Source organism: Rhizobium sp. P1_B8, assembly GCF_056406515.1.
This window is the reverse complement of the sequence record NZ_JBFTZZ010000005.1, coordinates 114,523-137,452: the sequence shown is the minus strand read 5'-3', so window position 1 is coordinate 137,452 and position 22,930 is coordinate 114,523. Positions and strand designations below refer to the sequence as shown.

At 61.3% G+C, this 22,930-nt stretch carries 25 protein-coding genes; 14 read left to right on the top strand and 11 right to left on the bottom strand.

All coding sequences use genetic code 11. The features are described from left to right. Positions 1 to 316: 316 nt before the first annotated feature. Positions 317 to 1,006, top strand: coding sequence for an HAD family hydrolase (locus AC1D2N_RS09085; protein ID WP_028734823.1), 690 nt, complete (start codon positions 317 to 319; stop codon positions 1,004 to 1,006). A gap of 185 nt (positions 1,007 to 1,191) precedes the next feature. Here the strand turns inward: AC1D2N_RS09085 and AC1D2N_RS09080 are convergent, their stop codons facing one another. Beyond that, positions 1,192 to 1,839, bottom strand: a complete 648-nt coding sequence (locus tag AC1D2N_RS09080) for a hypothetical protein (RefSeq protein WP_112906119.1) — start codon at positions 1,837 to 1,839, stop codon at positions 1,192 to 1,194. A 275-nt stretch (positions 1,840 to 2,114) separates the two neighbouring features. On the opposite strand from AC1D2N_RS09080, the gene thrC reads away from it, so the two are divergent. From thrC to AC1D2N_RS09060, 4 genes are read left to right on the top strand one after another with little or no spacing between them, the layout of a single operon-like run. Continuing rightward, entirely contained in the window at positions 2,115 to 3,539 is a 1,425-nt protein-coding gene (gene thrC / locus AC1D2N_RS09075; protein WP_130651876.1) for a threonine synthase, read from the top strand. Between the two features lie 3 nt (positions 3,540 to 3,542). Next, a complete protein-coding gene (locus AC1D2N_RS09070; protein ID WP_026231110.1) occupies positions 3,543 to 4,841 on the top strand; it encodes a M16 family metallopeptidase in 1,299 nt (432 codons plus the stop codon). A gap of 29 nt (positions 4,842 to 4,870) precedes the next feature. Then, positions 4,871 to 5,485: a GNAT family N-acetyltransferase gene (locus AC1D2N_RS09065; RefSeq protein WP_018245151.1), complete on the top strand. Its 615-nt coding sequence runs from the start codon at positions 4,871 to 4,873 to the stop codon at positions 5,483 to 5,485. Further along, on the top strand, positions 5,482 to 8,394 hold the full coding sequence (locus AC1D2N_RS09060) for a sensor domain-containing phosphodiesterase (protein WP_130651875.1): 2,913 nt from the start codon (positions 5,482 to 5,484) through the stop codon (positions 8,392 to 8,394). The genes AC1D2N_RS09065 and AC1D2N_RS09060 overlap by 4 nt, the downstream gene beginning before the upstream one ends. Positions 8,395 to 8,647: 253 nt before the next feature. On the opposite strand, the gene AC1D2N_RS09055 is transcribed toward AC1D2N_RS09060, so the two are convergent. Then, on the bottom strand, positions 8,648 to 9,157 hold the full coding sequence (locus AC1D2N_RS09055) for a DEAD/DEAH box helicase family protein (RefSeq protein ID WP_477981132.1): 510 nt from the start codon (positions 9,155 to 9,157) through the stop codon (positions 8,648 to 8,650). Between the two features lie 274 nt (positions 9,158 to 9,431). Beyond that, entirely contained in the window at positions 9,432 to 10,124 is a 693-nt protein-coding gene (locus tag AC1D2N_RS09050) for a winged helix-turn-helix transcriptional regulator (protein WP_028734827.1), read from the bottom strand. Between the two features lie 164 nt (positions 10,125 to 10,288). Here AC1D2N_RS09050 and AC1D2N_RS09045 point away from each other — a divergent pair, with 164 nt between their 5' ends. Then, positions 10,289 to 11,446, top strand: a complete 1,158-nt coding sequence (locus AC1D2N_RS09045; protein WP_477981130.1) for an acyl-CoA dehydrogenase family protein — start codon at positions 10,289 to 10,291, stop codon at positions 11,444 to 11,446. Between the two features lie 268 nt (positions 11,447 to 11,714). Here the strand turns inward: AC1D2N_RS09045 and AC1D2N_RS09040 are convergent, their stop codons facing one another. Next, positions 11,715 to 12,341: a class I SAM-dependent methyltransferase gene (locus tag AC1D2N_RS09040; protein ID WP_130651871.1), complete on the bottom strand. Its 627-nt coding sequence runs from the start codon at positions 12,339 to 12,341 to the stop codon at positions 11,715 to 11,717. 389 nt (positions 12,342 to 12,730) lie between these two features. Then, on the bottom strand, positions 12,731 to 13,627 hold the full coding sequence (locus AC1D2N_RS09035) for a LysR family transcriptional regulator (protein ID WP_130651870.1): 897 nt from the start codon (positions 13,625 to 13,627) through the stop codon (positions 12,731 to 12,733). A gap of 106 nt (positions 13,628 to 13,733) precedes the next feature. On the opposite strand from AC1D2N_RS09035, the gene AC1D2N_RS09030 reads away from it, so the two are divergent. Genes AC1D2N_RS09030 through AC1D2N_RS09010 form a run of 5 tightly spaced genes read left to right on the top strand, consistent with a single transcriptional unit; the run spans position 13,734 to position 16,433 of the window. After that, the gene (locus tag AC1D2N_RS09030; protein ID WP_130651869.1) at positions 13,734 to 14,420 is read left to right on the top strand and encodes a DsbA family protein; all 687 of its coding nucleotides are present in this window, start codon (positions 13,734 to 13,736) and stop codon (positions 14,418 to 14,420) included. Between the two features lie 4 nt (positions 14,421 to 14,424). Continuing rightward, on the top strand, positions 14,425 to 14,913 hold the full coding sequence (locus AC1D2N_RS09025) for a GlcG/HbpS family heme-binding protein (RefSeq protein ID WP_130651868.1): 489 nt from the start codon (positions 14,425 to 14,427) through the stop codon (positions 14,911 to 14,913). A 60-nt stretch (positions 14,914 to 14,973) separates the two neighbouring features. Continuing rightward, complete coding sequence (locus AC1D2N_RS09020; protein WP_018245142.1) at positions 14,974 to 15,870, top strand: MBL fold metallo-hydrolase; 897 nt, start codon at positions 14,974 to 14,976, stop codon at positions 15,868 to 15,870. A gap of 5 nt (positions 15,871 to 15,875) precedes the next feature. Next, positions 15,876 to 16,034 (top strand): nuclear transport factor 2-like protein, encoded by a 159-nt coding sequence (locus AC1D2N_RS09015; protein WP_157214111.1) that lies wholly within the window; start codon positions 15,876 to 15,878, stop codon positions 16,032 to 16,034. Positions 16,035 to 16,082: 48 nt separating this feature from the next. Beyond that, positions 16,083 to 16,433, top strand: coding sequence for a DUF2200 domain-containing protein (locus tag AC1D2N_RS09010; RefSeq protein WP_130651867.1), 351 nt, complete (start codon positions 16,083 to 16,085; stop codon positions 16,431 to 16,433). 75 nt (positions 16,434 to 16,508) lie between these two features. Here the strand turns inward: AC1D2N_RS09010 and AC1D2N_RS09005 are convergent, their stop codons facing one another. Continuing rightward, positions 16,509 to 17,207 (bottom strand): TetR/AcrR family transcriptional regulator, encoded by a 699-nt coding sequence (locus tag AC1D2N_RS09005; protein WP_130651866.1) that lies wholly within the window; start codon positions 17,205 to 17,207, stop codon positions 16,509 to 16,511. A gap of 231 nt (positions 17,208 to 17,438) precedes the next feature. On the opposite strand from AC1D2N_RS09005, the gene AC1D2N_RS09000 reads away from it, so the two are divergent. The 3 genes from AC1D2N_RS09000 (at position 17,439) to AC1D2N_RS08990 (ending at position 18,895) form a co-directional block, all read left to right on the top strand. Continuing rightward, positions 17,439 to 17,882, top strand: a complete 444-nt coding sequence (locus AC1D2N_RS09000) for a RidA family protein (protein WP_052215302.1) — start codon at positions 17,439 to 17,441, stop codon at positions 17,880 to 17,882. A gap of 142 nt (positions 17,883 to 18,024) precedes the next feature. Beyond that, the gene (locus tag AC1D2N_RS08995) at positions 18,025 to 18,450 is read left to right on the top strand and encodes a hypothetical protein (protein ID WP_018449254.1); all 426 of its coding nucleotides are present in this window, start codon (positions 18,025 to 18,027) and stop codon (positions 18,448 to 18,450) included. A 136-nt stretch (positions 18,451 to 18,586) separates the two neighbouring features. Beyond that, positions 18,587 to 18,895: a Dabb family protein gene (locus AC1D2N_RS08990; RefSeq protein ID WP_018245137.1), complete on the top strand. Its 309-nt coding sequence runs from the start codon at positions 18,587 to 18,589 to the stop codon at positions 18,893 to 18,895. A 35-nt stretch (positions 18,896 to 18,930) separates the two neighbouring features. Here AC1D2N_RS08990 and AC1D2N_RS08985 read toward each other — a convergent pair whose 3' ends face one another. The 5 genes from AC1D2N_RS08985 to AC1D2N_RS08965 form a co-directional block, all read right to left on the bottom strand. Beyond that, positions 18,931 to 19,830 carry a metal ABC transporter substrate-binding protein gene (locus AC1D2N_RS08985; protein ID WP_028734836.1) on the bottom strand — a complete coding sequence of 300 codons (900 nt, stop codon included), beginning with the start codon at positions 19,828 to 19,830 and terminating at the stop codon, positions 18,931 to 18,933. Positions 19,831 to 19,846: 16 nt separating this feature from the next. Next, positions 19,847 to 20,719 (bottom strand): metal ABC transporter permease, encoded by an 873-nt coding sequence (locus AC1D2N_RS08980; RefSeq protein ID WP_028734837.1) that lies wholly within the window; start codon positions 20,717 to 20,719, stop codon positions 19,847 to 19,849. After that, the gene (locus AC1D2N_RS08975) at positions 20,716 to 21,465 is read right to left on the bottom strand and encodes a metal ABC transporter ATP-binding protein (RefSeq protein WP_018449257.1); all 750 of its coding nucleotides are present in this window, start codon (positions 21,463 to 21,465) and stop codon (positions 20,716 to 20,718) included. Before AC1D2N_RS08975 ends, AC1D2N_RS08980 begins: the two co-directional genes overlap by 4 nt. Beyond that, positions 21,462 to 21,590, bottom strand: coding sequence for a hypothetical protein (locus AC1D2N_RS08970; protein ID WP_258719863.1), 129 nt, complete (start codon positions 21,588 to 21,590; stop codon positions 21,462 to 21,464). The genes AC1D2N_RS08975 and AC1D2N_RS08970 overlap by 4 nt, the downstream gene beginning before the upstream one ends. 641 nt (positions 21,591 to 22,231) lie before the next feature. Continuing rightward, entirely contained in the window at positions 22,232 to 22,924 is a 693-nt protein-coding gene (locus AC1D2N_RS08965; RefSeq protein WP_018245131.1) for an amino acid ABC transporter permease, read from the bottom strand. Positions 22,925 to 22,930 lie beyond the last annotated feature (6 nt).

Below are 22,930 nucleotides of genomic sequence, written 5' to 3'. Positions count from 1 at the left end.
CACGGTCATCTCCAGACGCTCTCATCTTACAGCGCCGCGCACGATGCGCTCGGCGAGCATTCGGCTGATGCGGCTTGCGATTGCGCCTTCCGGTTCCCTCCCCATGCGCGTTCGGTAGCGAGCGGGTTCCTGCTTGTCGAAGCCGGATGATGGCGGCCAACGCCGCTGATCCGGCAGCGACGCCGGAGCCGGTCGCTTGCCGCATCGCAGCCATGCTTGAGATCAGGTTGAGCTTTGGCCGGGCATCGTGTAAAGCCGCAGCATTCCCGGACAAGACCCAGACTTCCAGCCCAGACTTTCAGCAAGGCGTGAACATATGGACGGCTTCGACCTCATCATCTTCGACTGCGACGGCGTTCTCGTCGATTCGGAAATCATCGCGGCGGAAGTCGAATCAGCGCTTCTGACGGAGGCCGGATATCCGATCGGCGTCGAAGAAATGGGCGAGCGCTTCGCCGGCATGACATGGCGCAACATCCTGCTGCAGATCGAGCGCGAGGCGAGCATCCCGTTTTCGGCCTCGCTGCTCGATAAGTCAGAGAAGATGCTCGACCTCAGGCTGGCGCAGGACGTCCAGGCCATTCCGGGCGTCGAATTCGCAGTCTCCAGGCTGCCGATCAAGCGCTGCATCTGCTCGAATTCAAGCACCAAGCGGCTCGACATGATGCTGACCAAGGTGGGCCTGAAGCCGCTTTTTGCGCCGAACATTTTCTCCGCCAAGGACCTTGGCCCGGACCGCGCCAAGCCGAAGCCCGACATCTTCCTGCATGGCGCAAGCCAGATGGGTGTTTCGCCTGACAAGGTTGTTGTGGTCGAGGATTCTGTGCACGGCGTGCATGCGGCGCGCGCCGCCGGCATGCGCGTCATCGGTTTTACCGGCGCCTCGCACAGCTATCCCGCCCATGCCGACAAATTGACGGATGCCGGCGCCGAAACGGCAATCTCCCGCATGAACGACCTGCCGGGCGTCGTCGCCGCATTGGCGGCCTGGGACAACGTTCTCTAAACGCTTTAGGCCCGCAATCCGCGGGCTGTGTGGAAACCATTTCATGGTTTCTCCCACTGCTGTCCCGTTCGCGCCGATGGTTGCCCCTCACACTAACCTTACCGGGGTGGAGACACGTGGCTCGACCCAGGCAGAGGTGGCGGCAGCCGGATGAGGGCCGATGTCAGGTCGAAGCCCGAATTGCTTTAGCTGCTCTTCTTGGTCTTTGCCGGCTGGGCGTCGAAGCCGACATTGACGCGCACCAGAGCGCCGGAGCCGACCGGCATCTTGATGCCGTCCTTGCGGAAGATGACCTGCGTACCCGGCGTGCCCGGCGGGATCTCGGTCGGGAACTTGGTGACCTCGGAATAAAGCACGGTCTCGCCGTCGAGGACGGAGATGCGGATCGGCAGCGTCACCGGGCCTGGCGTGCCGGCCGGGCCGGCAACGAGGCGCAACTGGGCGACGACAGTCATCGTCAGGTTCGTGTCGTTCAGCGTGCACTGGCGGGTGTAGTCGCCGAAGGAGGCCTGGAAGACGACCTGCTGCGGATCGTCCTTCTTGCCCTTGGCATAGGTGCGGAAGATCGCGTCCTGGTCACGCATGAAGATCTGCGGGCAGGCGCCCTGGACGACGGGGGCGACCGTGCCCTGCGCCGTCGTGGCGGTGCCGATCGAAGGATTGTTCGAAGAGGGGTTGGCGGGCGCCAGCGGCATGATCTGGGCGGTGCCGTTCGGCTGGGTCGTCGGCGCTGACGACTTGCTGTCGCCGCCTATGCCGAGCGAGTTGCAACCAGTCAGCAGGGCAAGAAAAGATGCGGAGACGATGAGACGCGAGACCTTGCCGAGCACCATATTCCATCCCTTGTACAAGCGTTTCTTGGAGGCCCCATGTCTTTTTCGCGAGGCCTTTCATGACGGTTTGCGATGGTCTATATCAGCGGCGCAAATAAAAATCGATTGGGTAAGCGCCGTTTTGATGCACTTTTCGACGCCGGATGCGGGCAAGTTCAAAAGCATACAAGCAGAGCCCTGCCCGCAGGGCGGCCCCTTTTCGATTTCCGGCCCAGATTTCCGGCAGAGCGGGCCATGGCGCGCCCGGCCGGATTTCCTCCAGCGATAGATCAAGGATGACGAACGTGGACTATATCTCGACCCGCGGCGAGGCCCCTTCCCTCGGCTTTTGCGACGCCCTTTTGACGGGGCTGGCGCGCGACGGCGGGCTCTACGTTCCCTCGAAATGGCCGAGCTTTTCCAAGAAGGAGATCCGGGCGCTCAGGGGCAAGACCTATCAGGAGATCGCCTTCACCATCCTGTCGCCCTTCACCAATGGCGAGATCCCCGACGACACCTTCCGGGCGATGATCGACGAGGCCTATGGCACCTTCCGCCATCCGGCGATCGCGCCGCTCGTCCAGACCGGGCCAAACAGCTTCGTCATGGAGCTTTTCCACGGCACGACGCTCGCCTTCAAGGACGTGGCGATGCAGTTGCTCGCCCGGTTGATGGACTATGCGCTCGAGAAGCGCGGCGAGCGGGCGACGATCGTTGGCGCCACCTCGGGCGATACCGGCGGGGCTGCGATCGACGCATTCGCCGGCCGCGAGCGCACCGACATCTTCATCCTCTTCCCGCACGGCAAGGTCTCGCCGGTGCAGCAGCGGCAGATGACGACCTCGTCGTCACCAAATGTGCACGCGCTTGCCGTCGAGGGCAATTTCGACGATTGCCAGAACCTCGTGAAGGCGATGTTCAACGACGTGGCCTTCCGCGACAAGGTCAGACTGTCAGGCGTCAACTCGATTAACTGGGCGCGGATCATGGCCCAGATCGTCTATTATTTCACGGCGGCGGTGGCGCTTGGCGGACCGGACCGGAAGATCTCGTTCACGGTGCCCACAGGCAATTTCGGCGATATTTTCGCCGGCTACTGCGCCAAGCGCATGGGCCTGCCGATCGACCGGCTGGTGATCGCCACCAACGAGAACGACATTCTGGCGCGGGCGCTGAAGACCGGCCGCTACGACATGAAGGCGGTCAAGGCGACGAGTTCGCCGTCGATGGACATCCAGATCTCCTCGAACTTCGAACGGCTGCTGTTCGAAGCCTATGACCGCGACGCCTCGAAGGTGCGCGCGGCGATGGAAAGCCTCAAGCAATCCAACGGCTTCGAGATCGGTGCGCAAGCGCTGAAGGCGATCCGCCGCGACTTCCGCGCCGGGCGCGCCAGCGAGAAGCAAGTGGCCGAAACGATCCGCCAGACCCATGCCGAGACCGGCTATCTGCTGGATCCGCATTCGGCGATCGGCGCCTTCGTCGCGCAGAAGAAAGAAAAGCCGAATACGCCGATGGTGACGCTTTCGACCGCGCATCCGGCGAAATTCCCCGCCGCCGTAAAATCCGCCTGCGGTATTGACCCGGCGCTTCCGACGTGGCTTGCTGATCTAATGCACAGGGAGGAGCGTTTCCAGATCATCAAACCGGAGCTGAAAGCCGTTGAGACTTTTATCGGCAAGCATGCCCGCGGCGAGACGACAGCAGGCGCAGAAAGATAGCCAATGACAGTTGAGTGCACCCGGCTTAAATCCGGGCTGACAGTAGTCACAGAGACCATGCCGCATCTTGAAAGCGTTGCGCTCGGAGTCTGGATCAAATCGGGATCGCGTAACGAGACGGATAACGAGCACGGCATCGCTCATCTGCTCGAACACATGGCCTTCAAGGGCACAGCGCGCCGCACGGCCCGCCAGATTGCCGAGGAGATCGAGGATGTCGGCGGCGAAGTCAATGCCGCGACCTCGACCGAGACGACCTCCTATTATGCCCGCGTGCTCAAGGACTACGTGCCGCTTGCCGTCGACATCCTCGCCGACATCCTGACGGAATCGGCCTTCGAGGAAGAGGAACTGGAGCGCGAGAAGCAGGTGATCCTGCAGGAGATCAACGCCGCCAACGACACGCCCGACGACGTGGTGTTCGACCGGTTCTCCGAGGTCGCCTATCGTGACCAGACGCTCGGCCGGGCGATCCTCGGCACGCCGGAGACCGTCGTCTCCTTCACGCCGCAGCAGATCCGTGGCTATCTCAGCCGCAACTACACGACCGACCGCATGTTCGTGGTCGCCACCGGCGCCGTCGAGCATGACGAATTCCTGCGCATGGTCGAGGATCGTTTCGCGAGCCTGCCGACGGCGCCTTCCGCACCGCCCGTCATGGAACCGGCGCGTTATATCGGCGGCAGCGTGCGCGAACCGCGCGACCTGATGGACGCGCAGATCCTGCTCGGCTTCGAAGGCAAGCCTTACCACGCCCGCGATTTCTACTGCTCGCAGATCCTCGCCAATATCCTTGGCGGCGGCATGTCCTCCAGGCTCTTCCAGGAAGTGCGCGAGTTCCGCGGCCTCTGTTATTCCGTCTATGCCTTCCATTGGGGCTTTTCCGACACCGGCATCTTCGGCATTCATGCCGCGACCGGCGGCGAAAACCTGCCGGAGCTGGTGCCGGTCATCATCGACGAGCTGCACAAATCAGCCGATCAGATCCACCAAAAGGAAATCGAGCGCGCCCGCGCCCAGATCCGCGCCCAGCTGTTGATGGGTGCGGAAAGCCCGGCCGCCCGCGCCGGCCAGATCGCAAGGCAGATGATGCTTTACGGCCGGCCGATCTCCAATCCGGAGATGATGGAGCGGCTGGAGGGCATCACCATCGAGCGGCTGACCGACCTCGCCGGCCGGCTGTTCTATGACACTGTGCCGACGCTTTCGGCGATCGGTCCGTTGGAACAGCTCGCGCCGATGGAAGACATCACCGCCTCGCTTTCGGTCCCGGCGTCGAAGACGCTGCAGGCAAGCCGCTGAGCCGACGTCTGTCCTGCCGGGAGTGATCGATGCCAAAATCGGTTTTTCGGTTCCTGTCGCGGCAGCCGGAAGCGGTGGAGCTGGAGAACGACAGATATCTCCTGCGCCTGCCGCGCTATCAGGATTTCAACCAGTGGCACCGGCTGCGCGCCGAAAGCCGCAAGTTCCTGGAGCCCTGGGAGCCGACCTGGCGGCGCGACGAGCTGACGGAGGGCGCCTACCGCGCCCGCGTCGTCCGCGGCAAGCAGGAATATGCCTCCGGCCAGGCGGTACCGCTGTTCATTTTCCTGAAAGGCGACATGACGCTCGTCGGCGGCGTTACCATCGGCTACATCAGAAGGGGTGCGGCACAAAGCTGCATGATCGGCTACTGGATGGGCGAACGCCATGCCGGCCAGGGGCATATGTTCGCCGCCCTTCAATTGGTTATTCCTTACATCTTCGCCGGGCTTGAGTTGCACCGTATCGAAGCAGCCTGTATTCCAGATAACGCGCGCAGCATTCGTCTGCTTGAAAAAGCCGGGTTTCAACAGGAAGGCTACCTGCGCGGATATTTAAAGATCAACGGTCAGTGGCATGACCATGTGATGTTTTCACGTCTCGCCACCGATACGGATAAAGGCAGGAAAACCGACAGCCGATGACAAGAGACCGCATGCTGCCCAAGTCACCGTCCGGACGAGTGATCGCGGTGATCGCAGCCCTTTTCCTGGCGGCCTTCGCCTTCGTGGCGGGTGTTGCCCAGGCGGCCGAACCTGTAAAAATTTCCCGTGACGATACCGCGCTCGATCTGACGGCGACGACCGAGATCTACGCCAACCAGGGCGAGGCCTTCCAGGTTTCAACAGCGGCCGGCGCCGACGGCATCCGCCGCCGCATCGAGGTCAGGGCAAGCTCGGAGAACCATCAGGGCGACTGGGCGGTGTTTGCGCTCGCCAACGTTTCGGAAGAACAGCTCGAGCGCGTCATCGTCGCGCCGCATTTCCGTCTGGTCAATTCCAAACTGTTCTGGCCGGATCTCGGCTCGCAGCGCATCAGCGCCATCACCCCGAGCGAAGGTTTCGCGCTCGATCGGCAGCCGAGCGACGAGGCCGACGTCTTCCGCATCACGCTGAACCCCGGCGCCGTCATCACCTTCGTCGCCGAACTGTCGACGCCGGAACTGCCGCAGATCTATCTCTGGGAACCGGACGCCTACAAGGACACGATCAACGCCTTCACGCTCTATCGCGGCATCGTGCTCGGCATTGCCGGCCTGCTCGCCGTGTTCCTGACCATCCTCTTCGTCGTCAAGGGCACCTCGATGCTGCCGGCGACGGCGGCCCTTGCCTGGGCGGTGCTCGGCTATATCTGCGTCGACTTCGGTTTCCTCGGCAAGCTGATCAGCGTCGCTTCGGCCGACCAGCGAATATGGCGCGCCTGTGCGGAGGTGGCGCTGGCGTCGAGTTTCGTCATCTTCCTGTTCACTTATCTCAACCTCAACCGCTGGCATGCGCATCTCGGTTACGCCACGCTTGCCTGGGTGCTTGGTCTTGCCCTGCTCTTTGGCGTGGCGATCTACGATCCGTCGATTGCCGCCGGCATCGCCAGGCTTTCCTTCGCGCTGACGGCGACGATGGGGTTGCTTTTGATCATCTATCTCGGCTTCAACCGCTATGACCGCGCCATCCTGCTGGTGCCGGCCTGGGCGCTGATCCTGGTGTGGCTGTTCGGGGCGTGGCTGACGGTCACCGGACGGCTCGACAACGACATCATCCAGCCCGCGCTCGGCGGCGGCCTGGTGCTCATCGTGCTGCTAATCGGCTTCACCGTCATGCAGCATGCTTTTGCCGGCGGCGCCTTCCAGCAAGGGCTGTTTTCCGATCTCGAGCGGCAATCGCTGGCGCTGACCGGCTCCGGCGACATGGTGTGGGATTGGGACGTGGCGCGCGACCGCGTCGTCACCATTCCCGACGTCTCGATCAAGCTCGGCCTATCGCCGGGCGCCATGCATGGCGCGGCGCGTAACTGGCTGCCGCGGCTGCATCCCGACGACCGCGACCGCTTCCGCGCCACGCTCGACGTGCTGCTCGAACATCGCCGCGGGCGGCTGAACCACGAGTTCCGCATCCGCGCCGAGGACGGGCATTTCCACTGGCTCTTGATCCGCGCCCGGCCGGTGCTCGGCTCGAACGGCGAAATCATCCGCTGCGTCGGCACGATCGTCGACGTGACCGAACAGAAGAATTCCATCGAGCGGCTGCTGCATGATGCGCTGCACGACAATCTGACCGGCCTGCCGAACCGCCAGGTCTTCCTCGACCGGCTGCAATCGGTGCTGGCGCTGGCGCCGGGCGGCGACACGCTGCGCCCGACGGTGATGGTGATCGACATCGACCGCTACAAGCTGGTCAATGATTCGCTCGGTGTTGCCGCCGGCGACAACATCCTCATCGCACTGACACGACGCCTGCGCCGGCTCTTGAAACCGCAGGATACGCTGGCGCGGCTTGCCGGCGACCAGTTCGGCCTCATCCTGGTTTCCGAGCACAATCCGGCCAAGGTCGCCGATTTCGCCGATGCGATCAGCAAGGCGATCATGGTGCCGATCAACTTCGCCAATCGCGAAATCATCCTGACCGCCTCGGTCGGCCTCGCCTCCTGGGTCGACCGGCAGGAGAGCGCCACCGGCCTGCTCAGCGACGCCGAGCTTGCAATGTACCGGGCAAAACGGGCCGGCGGCAACCGTGTCGAACCGTTCCAGCCGGCCTTCCGCGACTTCGGCACCGATCGGCTGCAGCTCGAAACGGACCTGCGCCGCGCCATCGAACGCAAGGAATTGTCGATGGTCTACCAGCCGATCGCCCGGCTGGAGGATGTCGAGGTCGCCGGTTTCGAGGCATTGATGCGCTGGGAGCATCCCAAGCGCGGCAATATTCCGCCGTCCGAATTCATTCCGATCGCCGAGGCCTCCGATCTTATCGGCCCGCTCGGCATGTTCGCGCTGGAACAGGCGACCAACGACCTGATGAGCTGGCAGCACCAGACCGGCGAACTGCCGATCTTCGTCTCGATCAATCTGTCGAGCGTGCAGTTGCTCAACAACGAACTCTATGACGACGTGCGTTCGGTTCTCGCCAAGACGCATTGCCAGCCCTCGCGCCTCAAGCTCGAACTGACGGAATCCATGGTGATGGAAAATCCGGAACAGGCCCGGCTGGTGCTGCAGAAGCTGAAGGAAGCCGGCATTGGGCTGGCGCTCGACGATTTCGGCACCGGATATTCGTCGCTCGCCTACCTCACCCGCTTCCCCTTCGACATGATCAAGCTCGACAAGGCGCTGGTGCGCGACGGCAGCGACAAGAAGGCAACCGTGCTCCGGTCGGTGATATCAATGGCGCGCGAACTTGAGATGAAGGTGGTGGCGGAGGGGATCGAATCCAACGAGGATGCGATCGAACTCGCCAAGATGGGCTGCAACTACGGCCAGAGCTACCTTTTCGGCCCGCCGATCCCTTCGGAATCGGTGCTGCGGCTGCTGCGGGACCGGTTTCCGCTGACGAAACGGGCGTAAGCGGAGCCGCCGGTCTCGTCGGTTTCCTCGGCAGCAACCAAAGGCCGCCTTCAGCCCGAGGCGGCCATCTGTTTGTTGTTGAGGGATGCGGCTACTTTGCGCCGTCTTGTTGGTCGTTAAGACACCCGGTTTCTCGTTCTGAGAGCTGCCAGTCGACTACGAAAGCGATAATGCCGCCTGTGAGTCGTTCAGGCGACTAGCGTTCCCGCAATAATCGACTGCCTCCCATCCCATTCTCAACACTTTCAGGGCGTCAGGTGAGTTGAGCGAGGATATCGTCGACGACACTTGGGACAGTACCCGTCGTGTCGATATTGATGCCGATGGGAAGATATTCCCGGGTATGATGATAGCGGAGCACCAGCGACCGCTCGGCCGGCTCGAAGCCCGGCTCATTTGRCCGCCCATCCAATCGTCGGTTTAAAGTCTCAACGTCTATGTCGAGCACGAAAACCTTATCGAAAAGGTCCAGGAATTTGTGGAAATTGCGCGAGCCGCCACAGAAGAAAGTGGCAGGATGGGTGGTGTCGGCAGCAATAGCGCGGACCTTGTCGACACGCCAGATCCAGTGGGCGTATCCCCAAACGATGCGGTCCGCGCCTTCGGGTGGTCGTGCGAGTGCCTGGCCCGTCTCGGGGTCGCCGACATAGGCCAAGACCCGGTCACCATGGACGACATGGTAGCCCCGCCGCTCCAGTTCGGTAGCGACAGACGTTTTCCCAGTGCCGGAACCGCCTTCGATCAAATAGTTCTTGATTCCCATAGGCGCCGCTTATCATGGACTTCGATCTGGTGAAAAGACACTCTCCCTAAGAACGCGTCGCCAAAGAAATGGCAGCCCCTCTCACTGCTGACCTATGTTTTCCGAGCGGCCAATCCTTGGCCGACCAGATCCTCTTAGATCATAACAAGATCGACAACACTTCAGGTACCCGGGGGGTGGATATTGAGGATGCACTGGAACTAGAGCCTTTCCGGCTGGGTGACGGGTCTTCGTTGCTGGGCTGTATCCGTCAGAACCACTCGCCTTCGATGGTTCAGGCCCTCATCCGGGGGGTTTTGGCAAACACACTAAGACCGAGCCATTCCTGCATGTCGCGCGCGAGGACCCTGTCCCCTTCAAGTCTCAGCGTTTCTGCATCGGTTTCCTGACGTATGGTCGTGAGGCCCATCCAAATTGCGGTCATCGAACGGAGCGACCCTTCAACGAGAAGGTCTACATCATAGCCCGGATCGAAGTTGCAGAGATCGACTTTTCCGTTTTCGACCACAAGCCACCAGCTCTTTTGCGCGGCCGAAAGTTCGGGGTACAGAAACTGTATCGTGCAACGGCGGGTCGGAAGTCTTCTTGTATCGAGGCTCCGCCGCATGTCCCACATGAGCAGAGAAGGGTCGAGATTCTTCAAGGAAAGTCGCGATTCCATCCACCGTTGAGCCCAATTTCCGAGACCTATGATCAGAGGTCTCAATTCTTCGCCCGCTGCCGTGAGTTGGTAATCGGCAATGCCGTTCGCACTCCTTGTCACCGTGATGACGCCCGATTGTTCCAGTTCTTTCAGTCGTTTTGATAGGAGTGCCGGAGACATTTTTGGTAGACCGCGACGCAACTCATTAAAGCGCGTCGATCCGCAAAGGAATTCGCGGACGACCAAGGTCGTCCACCGCGAGCAGAGGATTTCCGACGCCATTGATACTGGACAGAATTGCCCGTAGCCGTCACGCTCTACCATAAGGACCTCCACCGGTCTGGATCAGGCACAATATTGTAAAACAACCGGTCCGCCAAATGCTCCTTGCCCAGCCAACGGCGGCGACGTTCAGTACAGTTCGTGTACTAGCCGCAATTGTGAAACGAGCGCAGAGTCTCAATCCTCACGAGATAGGAGGCATTGATATGCTCGGGACTACAGAACCAAAACAGAACCTTGCCGACGGTCGGACCATTGTCGAACTAACCAATTCGGTCCTGCCCCCCATCGCGCAACGCGCCGCATCGATCGACGAGAGCGACACCTTCGTCGGCGAGAATTACGCTCTGCTAAAGGAAGCTGGCCTCGTGCGGGCAGGCGTTCCAATCGAATTGGGCGGGCTGGACGCGGAAGTGCCCGAACTTTCTGAGATGCTCAAATCCATTGCTCGTGCATGTGGGTCCACTGCGCTTGCCTTTTCCATGCATACCCATCAAGTCGCCATCCCCGCCTGGCGCTGGCGGCATCAAAAGGTGGCCGCGGTGGAGCCGCTCCTGAGACGTGTTGCATCGGAGCAAATCATATTGCTCTCGAGCGGCGGATCGGACTGGATCGGCGGATCGGGCAAGGCCATGAAAGTTGATGGCGGATACCGGATCACCGCGCGTAAACGCTTCACTTCCGGCGCGGCGGCAGGAAACATCCTGATGACCGGTGCTGTTTATGAAGAACAGGACGGCGCGCGCTCCGTCATCCATTTCGGCGTTCCGATGGCATCGCCAGAGGTATCAATAGAGGATACGTGGCGAACACTTGGAATGAGGGGAACCGGGTCAAACGATGTCATCATCGAAAACCTCTTCGTGCCGGATGCCAGTGTCGCATTTTCCAGAAGCGCGGGACAATGGCATCCAGTATTTCAAGTCATCGGCACGATCGCGTTTCCTCTGATCTACGCGGTCTATCTTGGCGTCGCCGAGAGCGCCCGCGACATCGCAGTCAAGATGGTCCGTAGCAAGGCCAACAGCGATCATGTGATCGGGTTAGTCGGGCGCATGGAAACGTCTCTGAGGGCCGCACAGATCGCGCATCGCTGGATGTTAGAGGTAGTTGCTCGAAACGAACCGTCCGCGGAAACCGTCAACGAGGTTATGATCGGCCGTTCCTTGGTCGCACGGCATGCTATCGAGGTGACGGAGCTTGCAATGGAGGTCGCAGGCGGCGCGGCATTCTATCGAGAGAACGGGCTGGAGCGCTGCTTCCGTGACATACAGGGCGCTCGCTATCATCCGATGCAGCCCGGAGCCCAGGCGCAATACGCGGGTTCATTCGCGCTCGGACTTCCCACCGAGAAGATTTTCTAGCGCCTGGCGCAACGACGAACTCCGCGGAATCATAGGCTAGGTGGGTAGTTTGACGTCCAGAATTCGAATGGACGAGCCCCGCCAGCAGGGACGACAGAGCAACCTCTTGTGCGCTTTGGGCCGATATGCGACCTCGACCACGGCAGCAAAGCGCCCCCATGTCGGCCACAGAGGGGATCTTTGCCTTCGCCCGGAAGCCGACATTGCGGTGATCACCTAGAGTTCATAGTCGCGCCACAACCGACCATTTCCGCAAGTTCTGTGTGCGTCACGCCCGACTCGCCCGAACGCTCAGCCACCGATCATGGGGCTTTCCGACGCACCGACGTACCTCGCTGACGATCCAGCCGGCGTCTGTGAGTGCGAACCGCAGGGCAGACTCGCGCCAGTACGTCTCGACGTAGCGCCGAGGCGCTGCAGCACTGCCGTGTGTGGACACATCCTCGCCTTCGCCCTCTCTAACCGAGGCGTGCAATCGGCCACCGGTCCGGGTCGCCTCGGCAAGCCGTCCAAGCACCGTGCCGAAATCCTCGCGCGCGACATGAATCAGGCAGGCACAGGCCCAGATCCCGTCGTATGGCGTGCCGGGACGCTCCGGGTCGGCCAAGTCTTCGGTCAACGGGTCCAACAGGTCGGCCTCGAAGCCACTTCCGCGAAGCAGTTCGACGAAACCCTTTGAAATGTCGGTGCGCCGGACGCTAATTCCCCGCTTCTCAAGCTCAAGTGCATCTCGCCCACCACCGCTTCCGATTTCCAGCACCCTGCCCGAGCCGCCCAGCTCGGTCACGAACGCATCGATCTCTGTGGCGACCCATTCGGGCATCGCCGCGGCCTCCGTAGCGTACTCTGCCGCGACCGTATCATAGGACCGCACGGTATCCAGGTCGGTGCTCATCCTAGCACTCCTCCTTCAAGACAAGAGGCCTGATGAGCGAGAGGCCCACCAGCCCGTTGCGCCCTTCACACTTCGGCAGTTGGTGACATCGCGGGCGATTTGCTTCCCAGCTTCAGCAGAAATGCGATCAGAGACGCCACCGACCGAGCCAATGCTGCCGAGCGGCAATGCGCCCTCATTTTGGTCACTCACACCACCCGCGCGAGCTACTAGAAGCCGTCGGTCAGCTTCGCCAGCGGTCGCGCCCGGAAAGCGCCAGACCAAGACATGTTGGAGGACGCTTGGCAGACTGAATTTCGCGGGGCTTTACCAAGGCGCTGGTATCCGGTTTCGTCTCCATATCAACATCCGATGTCAATTTCCGATCGTTTGCGCGACATTCGATAGCTTCACGCCTTCAACGCTGCGATCAGCATGTCGACAAACACGGAAACTTTGGGCGGCCGAAATCGCCCGGCGGGATAGACCGTGTACACGCCGCCGGATGGGAGTTGCCATTCAGGCAGGACTGGAATGAGGTCTCCCGCCAATATGCCGGCGGTCGCGAGAAAATCGGGCAGAACCGACAGACCTGCGCCTTGTCGGACCGCCTCCATGACCGCTGGCGTGGTATTGATCGCGATGTCCGCTTTAAAACGGACGCTCCTGGCGTCTCCATCGCTGCGAGTGAACGTCCATATAAGCGGCTCTCTCAAAGCGTTGTTGGCCACGAAGGGTAGAGGCGTGCAGTCAATCGGCTCGCTCATTGCCGCTATCTCCGCGGCCAAGGCTTGCGATCCCACCAAGAGTTGGCGGAACGATCCGATTCGTCGTGCCTGCATGCTGGAATCAGCCAGCCAGCCGACGCGGATGGCAAGGTCCATGTTGTCGGCAACCAGATCAACCATCTTGTCGCTGAGGTTCAGTTCCACCTTGCAATCATTATAGCGTCGGCTGAAGGCGGCGACCAAGGGCACGACAACCGAGGTACCGTAGTCGTAGGGGGCGGTGATCCTCAGAAGGCCCTTGGGTTCCGTCCTGCGCTGAGCCAACTCTCCCAGGGCATCCTCTGCGTCGCGCAGGATCGAGACGCATCGGGCGTGAAACAACAGCCCGGCTTCGGTCGCCTGCACCCGCCGCGTCGTCCGCATCAGCAATGTGGTGCCGACCTCCTGTTCAAGCCTTGCGACCTGCTGGCTGACAACCGCCTTGGTGATGCCCAAATATTCCGCAGCTCTCGTGAACGATCCCGCGTCAACGACGGCCGCGAAATAAGCCAGCCGATTGAGATTGGTCGCTTCCTGCATAGTATTCTCCGATTTTATTGTCAGCCTCTAGCATACATTCTGTCATTTTTCTCGATCTTCTCGTTACAATCGGCTCATGTCATCTATGGCTCAAGAAGGAGCCGACATGACTGGCAAGACCCACATCACCTATCTCTTCGATCCCCTTTGCGGCTGGTGTTATGGCGCATCGCCGCTGCTCGCACAGCTCGCCGCGGCACCTGATCTGACAGTGTCGCTCGTCCCGACCGGTCTGTTTTCCGACTCCGGGGCCAGGGCGATGGACGAACAGTTCGCCGCCTTCGCTTGGTCAAACGACCAGCGCATTGGGAGCCTCACGGGGCAGCGGTTTAGCGATGTCTACCGGAGCCAGGTTCTGGCAAAAGGCGGCATGCTGGATTCTGGTCCAGCCACGCTGGCACTAACTGCCGTTGCCCTGACGGCGGGGCAGCACGAACTCGATGCGCTCCGGTTCATCCAGGAGGCGCGCTATGTTTCGGGCCGCGATGTCACGGACATGTCCGAACTGCAGAGCGTGCTGGTCAGTGTTGGACTTGATGCGGCAGCCTCCCGCCTCGCTTCTCCCGATTCCGATCTGCTGGCCGCCAATCGAGCGCGCATGGCCTCGGCGCGCGCCCTGACGCGTGAGTTCGCAGTCAATGGCGTACCGGGATTGATCGTGGATGACGGCGCGGACCGGACTTTGCTCAAGGCGCAGGACCTATTCAGCGGCGGCGATCTCCTCGCCAGGCTGTCCAACACAGGCGCTTCACCTGCACGTCTCGCTCGCAATAGCCATCCGATGAAAGGATAACCCGATGATGATCAAGCGTACGACCTATACAGCACTGGCTGTCTTCATGCTCGGGGCAGCATCGGCGACGCCCGGTTTCGCCCAGAGTGTGCCACCCTACGGCGCGCCGATCAGCATCGAGCGCGCCAAGCAGGTCGCCGCGGCCGCCCTCGCGGAAATGCGCAAGAAAGGCTTTGAGATGACGCTCGCCATCGTCGATTCCGGCAGTAACCTCGTCTATCTCGAACGCTCCAATCAGGCGGGTATCGGCACGATCGACGCTGCGCTCGGTAAGGCGAAGGCCGCAAACGGTATCAAGACGCCGACCAAGGCGATCGAGGATATGATCCTTCATAACAACCAGAGCAATCTGCTTGCCGTGCCGGGAGCTTTTCCGGTCGAAGGCGGAGTGCCTCTCGTCGCCGATGGCCAGGTAATCGGTGCGATCGGCGTCAGTGGCGGCATGCCCGCAGATGATGGCGCGATCGCCAATACCGGCGCGAAGGCGCTCTAGCCCGACCGCCGATCCACATTGATATGACGCATGAATGAACCAAGACAGGACACCAGGACCATGTTCACCAGGAGAACCATCATGAAAACCACACTCGCCGCTGGCGTGACTGCCGTACTTGCACCCGCAGGCCTCGGCCACGCAGCAGGAAGCCTCACCTGGAAGCATTTCCCTGCAGGGCAGAATGGCTTCTTCCGCGCGCCCGTTCTGGTTTCCAGCGCGAACGAAGCTGTGCTGATCGATGGCGGCTTCACGCTGCCCGATGGAAAGGCGCTCGCCGACGCCATCAAGGCGACGGGCAAAAAGCTGACCACGATTTACATCAGCCAGTCCGATCCGGACTATTACTTCAGCCTCGGCCCGATCAAGGTAGCTTTCCCCGATGCCAAGGTGATCGCTGCCTCGGCGACAGTCGATGCGATCAAGGCGAGCGTCGAAAAGAAGCTGGCCGTCTGGGGGCCGCAGCTCAAGGAAAACGGTCCCCAGACCCTGGCTGACATCGTCATGCCGGAAACCTTTGACGGAAAGAGGCTGACTGTTGATGGCGAGACCATCGAGATTGTCGATGCGGAAGGCATGGCCAATCGTCGCTACCTCTTCGTTCCATCGCTGAATGCCGTGTTCGGCGGCGTGATGATCTTCAACGGCGTCCACGTCTGGACGGCAGATACCAACAGCGCGGAACTGCGCGCCGCCTGGGTTGCCAATCTCGAAAAGCTCGCGGCGCGCAAGCCGGCCGTCGTCGTGGCCGGACACATGACGTCCGACGCCAAGACCGACCTCGCGGGTGTGGAACATACCATCGCCTACCTGAAGGCCTTCGAGGAAGAACTGGCCAAGGCCAAGGACTCCGCATCGCTGAAGGCCGCCATGGAAGGCCGTTTCCCCAACCTCGGCATGGGTGTTGCGCTCGATATTGGCTCCAAGGTCGCGACCGGCGAAATGAAGTGGGGCTGATCGCCATGAGCGCTAATCTCGAAATCATCCGGGCCACCTATGAGGGCTCATCGGAAGACAATGGCCGCAATCTACTTGCGGCCTTGGCACCTGATGCGACGTGGACGGAAGCCGAAGGTTTCCCCTACGCTGGTACCGTTGTCGGCCACTTGTTGAGGTCTTGAAGTCAGCTATCTCAAGCCGGAAAATATCCGGAACGCTGAGGAGCACGCATGACGAAGCATCGGATCTATTCAGTCAGCGTCGCGAGCGTCTATCCCCACTATGTCGCCAAGGCAGAGAAGAAGGGGCGCACGAAGGCAGAGGTCGATGAAATCATCCGTTGGCTGACGGGGCATAGCCAGCAGAGCCTGGACGATCAATTGGCTGAGAAGACCAACTTCGAGGATTTCTTTGCGCAAGTGCCTCGGATGAATCCATCCCGATCTTTGATTACAGGCGTGATCTGCGGTGTCCGCGTGGAAGACATCCAAGAAACGACGATGCGGGAAATCCGCTATCTGGACAAATTGATCGACGAACTCGCGAAGGGGAAAGCGATGGAGAAAATCCTGCGGAAATAGCCAGTCAGGTTTGCGTGAGTTCGCCCGAGGCTTGGTGCAGAATCGGGCGTCGTCTCGTCCAGGAATGACGAAAGTTCACTGTCGCGGCGCGAGGCCATCGAGCAGGAAGTCGAGACCCTTCCTGAAGGCGCCGTCCCAATCATTGTCCAGCAGCAGACGAGAGCGCTCGATCGTCGGGTAGTCTTGGCTGAGACCTGTCAGGCGCTGTTGCGCGGCGGCCCTGTCGTCGTCCGAGAGGTCGAAGTTCGCCCGGGTGGTGGTTGCGCCGATCACAAAATTCCAGAGCGACCAGATCGCGACGTTCAAATCCGCGTCGGCGACACCGGCTCCGGACAAGGTCTTGCTCAGCAGTTCCAGGCGGCTGAGGATGTTCGGACCGAGCGCCCGGCGTGGCAGCAGCGATGCCGACCAGGGATGGCGCAGCATGCTGGCGCGCCAGTCTTCGAGCATATGGACGACGTCGCCGCGCCAGTCTCGGGACGCATCGACTTCAGGCGGGCCGCGATATTCGAGCACCGAATCGAGCGCCAGATCGAAGACCTTTTCCTTGTTGTCGACGTGCCAATAGAGGCTCATCGCGCCCGCGCCGAGGCGATCGGCCAGCCGACGCATCTTCAATCCGTCGACGCCCTCTGCGTCCAGCAGTTCCACCGCGGTCGCCACGATCCGTTCCAGCGAGAGAGGCGGTTCATTGCGCGGCTCCTGCCCGGACTGGGGTGACACACCTGTCCGGGCAGACCCTTTGCTCTCAGCGGCGCTGCGTTTGGCTGCCATTCGTCTCCCTTTACTCATCAGACGTCGATCTAAGCCGACAATGCTGGGAATGTCGATCCTGACCGATTGACTCGTACGTCGTACGATGCAATTTAATCGTACCACGTACGAGTCAATTCTATAGCGACAAAGTTCCATCCTGCAGGCCGCGAGGATCCGTTGCTCGCAGTCCTGAGAAGCCGAGAGAAAATCGTGTCAATCAAACATCTCATTATCGGAGGACTCATCATCATGACCATCAGCGTTCCCACTGCGGCGCCAGCCAATGAGGACGATCTCAAGCTTGATATCGTCAATCCAAAAAACCTCTACGACCCCTCGCCGAATGGCTACAGCACGGCGGTGATCGTGCCCCGCCAAGGCCGGCTGGCCTACATCTCCGGACAGGGCGGCCAGGACAGCACCGGAGCCTTGTCGCCCGATTTCGCCGTCCAGGTGAAGCAGGCCTATGCGAATTTGCGCACAGCCCTCGATGCGCTCGGCGCAAGGCCGGATCAGGTCGCCAAGCTCACGGTCTTCGTGGTCGATCACGATATGTCCAAGCTCGAGGTGCTGACCAGGAGCGTCAAGGACATGTTCGGCGCGTCGCTGCCGGCGCAGACGTTGATTCCCGTTCCCAAGCTGGCCATCGATCCCATGCTCTTCGAGGTCGAAGCCACCGTCGTTCTGGAATAGCGGCGGCGCCGGATCTACACAATTTCGGATTTTCCCGGTGGCGCGCCAACATCTGCTTGGCGTGCCACCTGCGCTTTTGTGGGTGGCCATTGACCAATCGCCTGCGATGTGCGCCACTCATTCCTTGTACAAGGAAAATCCCATGCTCAAGTTTCTGCTCGCCCTCTCGATGGGTGTTTTTTGCGTATCGCCGCTTCAGGCCGGCGACGTCACTCCCGTTACCAAGAGCTGCCAGCCGGGGGCAAAACAGGCGCAATGCGAGCGATGGGTCACAGATATTAAGAAAGCCGTCGAGCTGGCGTATAAAGGCGATCACGGGGCGCAGGCGACCGTTGCCTTCTGCCTGTCCACAGGTTGCCATGGTGCCGTCGCCATCGACAAGGTCGCCTCCTGCAGCTGGCATCTCGTCATCGCCAATTCCGGTACTACAACAGTGCTTGACAGTTCGAACACCAGGATCACCTGCCGGCCGATGACGGCGGCTGAGAAAGACGAAGCCCGCGCGCTGGCGAGCGATCTCGTCCAGAAGATCTACAAGCGGCCTCTGGCTAAGACCGACCAGATGTAATCTGCCGGCTCACAGCTTGCGGCGCAACGCCTGCGTGAAAATAAATCTCATTGCTCTCCCGGCTTTCGCCGCTATTGTCCTCCCAAAGAAAATCGGGCCAAAGAAAATCGGCCAAACAAAATCGGGAGGACCACGGATGATCCTGCACTGCGTATTCCTGCGGCTGAAAACCGCGGTGACGACCGACGACAAGCAGTCGCTGTTTGCGGCAATCGTCGCCCTGAAACAGGTCATTCCCGGCATATTGGACATCAAATACGGGCCGAATGTTTCGCCCGAGGGACTGCATGGCGGCTTCGTCGACGGTTTTGCCGTGACCTTTGAAAGCGCCGAGGCCCGCGACGCCTATCTCATCCATCCCGAACATGTGGCTGTTGGCGAGCGCATCGTCTCGTCGACGGATGGAGGCCTTGCCGGCATCCTGGTCTTCGACCTCAATTTGTGAAGACTGCGGGGTCAAACCCCGCAGCCCTCCGTTGATCAGCTCGATTTCGCCATGGCGGCGGCGAGCTGGTCGACATTGTATTTGAACATCTTTTCATAGGTCGGCGCCGGCCCCTTGGCGTCGGACAGGGATTCGACATAGAGCTCGCCGCCGGGCTCGGCACCGGTTGCCTTGGCGACCTGCTTGACCAGGCGCGGATCGTTGGAATTCTCGAAGAAATAGGCTTTCACATGCTCGCCCTTGATCTGCTCGATCAGCTTGGCGACGTCGGCGGCCGAGGCCTCGCTTTCGGTGGACAGACCAAGCGGTGCCAGGAAGCTGACATTATATTCGCGGCCGAAATAGCCGAAGGCATCGTGGCTCGTCAGCACCTTACGGCGATCGTCGGCCACCTTGTCGAATTTCGCGTGGGCGTAGGCGTTCAATTCATCCAACGTCTTTGTGTACTTCTCGGCATTGGCCTTGAAGGCGGCGGCGTCCGTGGGATCGGCCGATGACAGCGCCTTTTCGATATTGGCGACCCAGACCTTGACGTTGACGGGGCTGTTCCAGACATGCGGATCGGTGATTTTTTCGCCGTCCTCTTCCATGGTGCGGGTGTTGATGCCTTCGGAAACGGTGACCGGCTTGCCCTTATAGCCCGAGGCCGTGATCAGCCGGTCCATCCAGCCCTCCAGCCCCTCGCCGCTGACGAAGGTAACCTGCGCCGCGTTCAAATTCTTCGCATCGGCCGGCGACGGCTCGAATTCATGGGGATCGCCGTTCGGCCCGACGAGGCTCGTCACCTTGACGTGCTCGCCGCCGACCTGTTTCACAACATCGGCAAGCACGGTGAAGGACGCCACAACCTTCAGCGTCTCGGCGGAGGCGGGCATGGCCGACAGCGCCATCAAAGCGGGGATTGCTGCGGAGAGAAGCAGTCTGTGCGATGTCATCGAAGTCTCCTTGGGATCAGCCCTTCAAATGCGGGCGGGGAAAGAAGCGCCGGGCCAGGCCGGAGGGCGCGAAAAGGATAGAAAAGCCGTAGAGGATCGCCGCCGTCATGATGATTGTCGGGCCGGAGGCGAGCTCGAGATGGTAGGAGGCGATCAGGCCGAGATAGCCGGATGCGGCGGCACTTGCGGCTGATATCGCCATCATCACAGGCAGGCTGCGCGACCAGAGCTGGGCGACGGCTGCCGGCAGCATCATCAGGCCGACCGCCATCAGCGTGCCGAGCGCCTGGAAGCTGGCGACGAGGTTCAGCACCACGAGCAGCAGGAAGAGCACGTGATAGACCGGCCCGCGCCCGCCGACGGCGCGCAGAAAACCCGGATCGAAGCATTCGGCCACCAGCGGCCGGTAGATGAAGGCGAGGATGACGAGCGTCAGCGAGGTGATTGCGCCGATCAGATAAAGGGCGGGCGCATCGATCGCCAGGATGGTGCCGAAGAGCACATGCAGGAGATCGATATTCGAGCCGCGTAGCGAGACAATCAGCACGCCGAGCGCCAGCGACGCGAGATAGAAGCTGGCAAAGCTTGCATCTTCCTGCAGCACGGTCATCCGGCTGACGGCGCCGGAAAGCAGCGCCACCGACAGGCCGGCGATCAGCCCGCCGAGGCCCATCGCCGTCAGCGACAGCGAGCCGGCGACGAGGTAACCGATGGCAGCCCCCGGCAGCACGGCATGGCTCATGGCGTCGCCCATCAGGCTCATGCGCCGCAGCATCAGGAAGACGCCGATCGGTCCGGAGCCGAGCCCGAGGCAGAGGCAGGCGACGAGCGCGCGGCGCATGAAGCCGTAATCCGCAAAGGGCGCCAGGAAGAGATCGTAGGCCGTCATGCCGCCGGCGCCTCTTCGGGTGCGCAGGCATTCGCATCCTCGTCCCAGCGCTCGGCCATGGCGCGCGCCTTCAGGAGATTGACGGAGGACATGACGTCTGCGGTCGCACCCCAGCCGACCAGTTCGCGGGCAAGCAGCAGGGTTTGCGGGAAGTGCGCGCGAACGAGCTCGAAATCGTGCAGCACGGCAATCACCGTGCGGCCCTCGCCGTGCCAGCGGGTGACGATATCGATGAGGTCCCTGGTCGTGCGGGCATCGATCGCCGTAAATGGCTCGTCGAGCAGGATGATGCCGGCATCCTGCAGCAGCAGGCGGGCAAAGAGCACGCGCTGGAACTGGCCGGCCGACAGCGACCCGACATGGCGCCGGCCGAAGCCCTCGAGGCCGACGGCGGAGAGCGCCTCGCCTGCCCTTTTCATCTCGGCAGGCGCGATGCGGCCGAAGGCTCCCGTCTTCTTCCAGGCACCGAGCATGACGGTGTCGATGACAGAGATCGGAAAGCGGCGGTCGATCTCCGCCGCCTGCGGGAGGTAACCGAATTCCGCCCGCCCCAGCCGGTGCTCGACCCTGCCTTCGGCGGGGCGAAGCTCGCCCATGATCGCCTTCAGCAGCGTCGACTTGCCCGCCCCGTTCGGCCCGGCGATCGCCGTCAGACTGCCCGAGGCGAAGGCGCCGGAGACATGATGGACGGCGGGGTGCCTGTTATAGGCGACGGTCAAATTCTCCAGACGGATCAGCGGCGTCATGGCAAGAGAACCGCCCAGTGGATCGCCAGCCAGAGGAGCGCAATGACCAGCGCCATGCCGATCACCCTAGATAAAGCCGACTGTCCCAGCAGGCTGACGGAGGGGCGATCGGGGCTCGGGGGCATGGCGCATCCTACAATGTAATAACATTACGGTTATGTTATAACGATTGCGGCGAGATTGAGGCGAGGCTTGTGCATGACACTGATTCCGCTCGGTTTCAGACGGTCCACAGCGTTTGAGATAGACGTCTGCCCGCGAGATTGCCGCTTTGCCCCTCATCCGGCTGCCGCCACCTTCTCCCCGCTCGCGGGGCGAAGGGGACATGTTGCGACCTCTCCGTTCCCCACTGGCCTCTCGCAGGGCACGTCCCCTCGCCCCGTTTACGGGGAGAGGGTTAGGGTGAGGGGCAGCCACGCGCGCCAACCGGACAGTCGTGGCTCAGGGCTTGACCCGAGGATCCACTCTCGCCTCCATCAGCACCGGGCATGGATCCCAGGCTCAAGGCCTGGGACGACGGAGGTTTTAGGGCGCGTTTCTGCCAAACTCCCCGATGGGCGCCCTTTGGCCCGCAGGCGGCGATTATCATCACCATCGACTGTGGCGCGGTTCAGTCGGGGTTTTCTTTTGCCTGAACGTGCGGCCGGAGATCGCTCGATGTTGGACATTAGCCAACCCGCATCACCTCGAAAGCGATAGCCGCTACATGCCGAAACGAGTGTATCCTGACCCCTGCATCGTGCTCAGAGGAAGGGCGCAGTGCCCCCTAGGCCCATACCCTCAGCGCCCGTTCCATCCGGTCGGCGGCATATGTGACGAGATAGGCGATCACCATGTAGATGACGACAGCGATCAGGAAGGCTTCGAGGTAGTAGAAGTTCAGCGCCGCGGTCAGCTGCGACTGTGCGAAGATGTCGACGACCTCGATGGCAAATCCCAGCGACAGTGCCTTCATGATCACCATGATAGAGTTGGCAAGATCCGGGATGGCCGCGACGATGACCTGCGGCAGCATCACCCGGCGGAACACCTGGCTGCGTTTATAGCCCAGGGAGTAGGCCGCATCGGCCTGACCGTTGTCGAAAGAATTCAGTGCGCCCTTCACGACTTCCGCCTGGAAGGCTGCGACGCAGGCGGTCAGGGCGACGATGAGCGTGATCCAGTTCGGCGTCGAGTGGCCGTTATAGTCGATGCCGACGAGCGAGGTCAGGAACTGCAGCGTCGGCGGCAGGCCGTAATAGGCAAGGAAGATCACGATCACCATCGGAACACCCTTGAAGACGACTTTGTAGGCGACGACCAGCTCCCGAAGCAGCGGGACCCGCCGATATTCCACCATCGCAAAAAGGCTGCCGACGATCGTAGAGAAGACGAAGATTCCAAGCGCCATGGCGAGCGTCACGGGAACCGCGCCCAGGATGTCCCAGAGATCGGGAAGAAGGACTTCGGAATCGAACATGTGATG

Bases quoted from the DNA above. Each gene is read 5' to 3' on its own strand.
- AC1D2N_RS09085 (WP_028734823.1), top strand. From the start codon at position 317: ATGGACGGCTTCGACCTCATCATCTTCGACTGCGACGGCGTTCTCGTC.
- AC1D2N_RS09080 (WP_112906119.1), bottom strand. From the start codon at position 1,839: ATGGTGCTCGGCAAGGTCTCGCGTCTCATCGTCTCCGCATCTTTTCTT.
- thrC (WP_130651876.1), top strand. From the start codon at position 2,115: ATGACGAACGTGGACTATATCTCGACCCGCGGCGAGGCCCCTTCCCTC.
- AC1D2N_RS09070 (WP_026231110.1), top strand. From the start codon at position 3,543: ATGACAGTTGAGTGCACCCGGCTTAAATCCGGGCTGACAGTAGTCACA.
- AC1D2N_RS09065 (WP_018245151.1), top strand. From the start codon at position 4,871: ATGCCAAAATCGGTTTTTCGGTTCCTGTCGCGGCAGCCGGAAGCGGTG.
- AC1D2N_RS09060 (WP_130651875.1), top strand. From the start codon at position 5,482: ATGACAAGAGACCGCATGCTGCCCAAGTCACCGTCCGGACGAGTGATC.
- AC1D2N_RS09050 (WP_028734827.1), bottom strand. From the start codon at position 10,124: ATGGTAGAGCGTGACGGCTACGGGCAATTCTGTCCAGTATCAATGGCG.
- AC1D2N_RS09045 (WP_477981130.1), top strand. From the start codon at position 10,289: ATGCTCGGGACTACAGAACCAAAACAGAACCTTGCCGACGGTCGGACC.
- AC1D2N_RS09040 (WP_130651871.1), bottom strand. From the start codon at position 12,341: ATGAGCACCGACCTGGATACCGTGCGGTCCTATGATACGGTCGCGGCA.
- AC1D2N_RS09035 (WP_130651870.1), bottom strand. From the start codon at position 13,627: ATGCAGGAAGCGACCAATCTCAATCGGCTGGCTTATTTCGCGGCCGTC.
- AC1D2N_RS09030 (WP_130651869.1), top strand. From the start codon at position 13,734: ATGACTGGCAAGACCCACATCACCTATCTCTTCGATCCCCTTTGCGGC.
- AC1D2N_RS09025 (WP_130651868.1), top strand. From the start codon at position 14,425: ATGATGATCAAGCGTACGACCTATACAGCACTGGCTGTCTTCATGCTC.
- AC1D2N_RS09020 (WP_018245142.1), top strand. From the start codon at position 14,974: ATGTTCACCAGGAGAACCATCATGAAAACCACACTCGCCGCTGGCGTG.
- AC1D2N_RS09015 (WP_157214111.1), top strand. From the start codon at position 15,876: ATGAGCGCTAATCTCGAAATCATCCGGGCCACCTATGAGGGCTCATCG.
- AC1D2N_RS09010 (WP_130651867.1), top strand. From the start codon at position 16,083: ATGACGAAGCATCGGATCTATTCAGTCAGCGTCGCGAGCGTCTATCCC.
- AC1D2N_RS09005 (WP_130651866.1), bottom strand. From the start codon at position 17,207: ATGGCAGCCAAACGCAGCGCCGCTGAGAGCAAAGGGTCTGCCCGGACA.
- AC1D2N_RS09000 (WP_052215302.1), top strand. From the start codon at position 17,439: ATGACCATCAGCGTTCCCACTGCGGCGCCAGCCAATGAGGACGATCTC.
- AC1D2N_RS08995 (WP_018449254.1), top strand. From the start codon at position 18,025: ATGCTCAAGTTTCTGCTCGCCCTCTCGATGGGTGTTTTTTGCGTATCG.
- AC1D2N_RS08990 (WP_018245137.1), top strand. From the start codon at position 18,587: ATGATCCTGCACTGCGTATTCCTGCGGCTGAAAACCGCGGTGACGACC.
- AC1D2N_RS08985 (WP_028734836.1), bottom strand. From the start codon at position 19,830: ATGACATCGCACAGACTGCTTCTCTCCGCAGCAATCCCCGCTTTGATG.
- AC1D2N_RS08980 (WP_028734837.1), bottom strand. From the start codon at position 20,719: ATGACGGCCTACGATCTCTTCCTGGCGCCCTTTGCGGATTACGGCTTC.
- AC1D2N_RS08975 (WP_018449257.1), bottom strand. From the start codon at position 21,465: ATGACGCCGCTGATCCGTCTGGAGAATTTGACCGTCGCCTATAACAGG.
- AC1D2N_RS08970 (WP_258719863.1), bottom strand. From the start codon at position 21,590: ATGCCCCCGAGCCCCGATCGCCCCTCCGTCAGCCTGCTGGGACAGTCG.
- AC1D2N_RS08965 (WP_018245131.1), bottom strand. From the start codon at position 22,924: ATGTTCGATTCCGAAGTCCTTCTTCCCGATCTCTGGGACATCCTGGGC.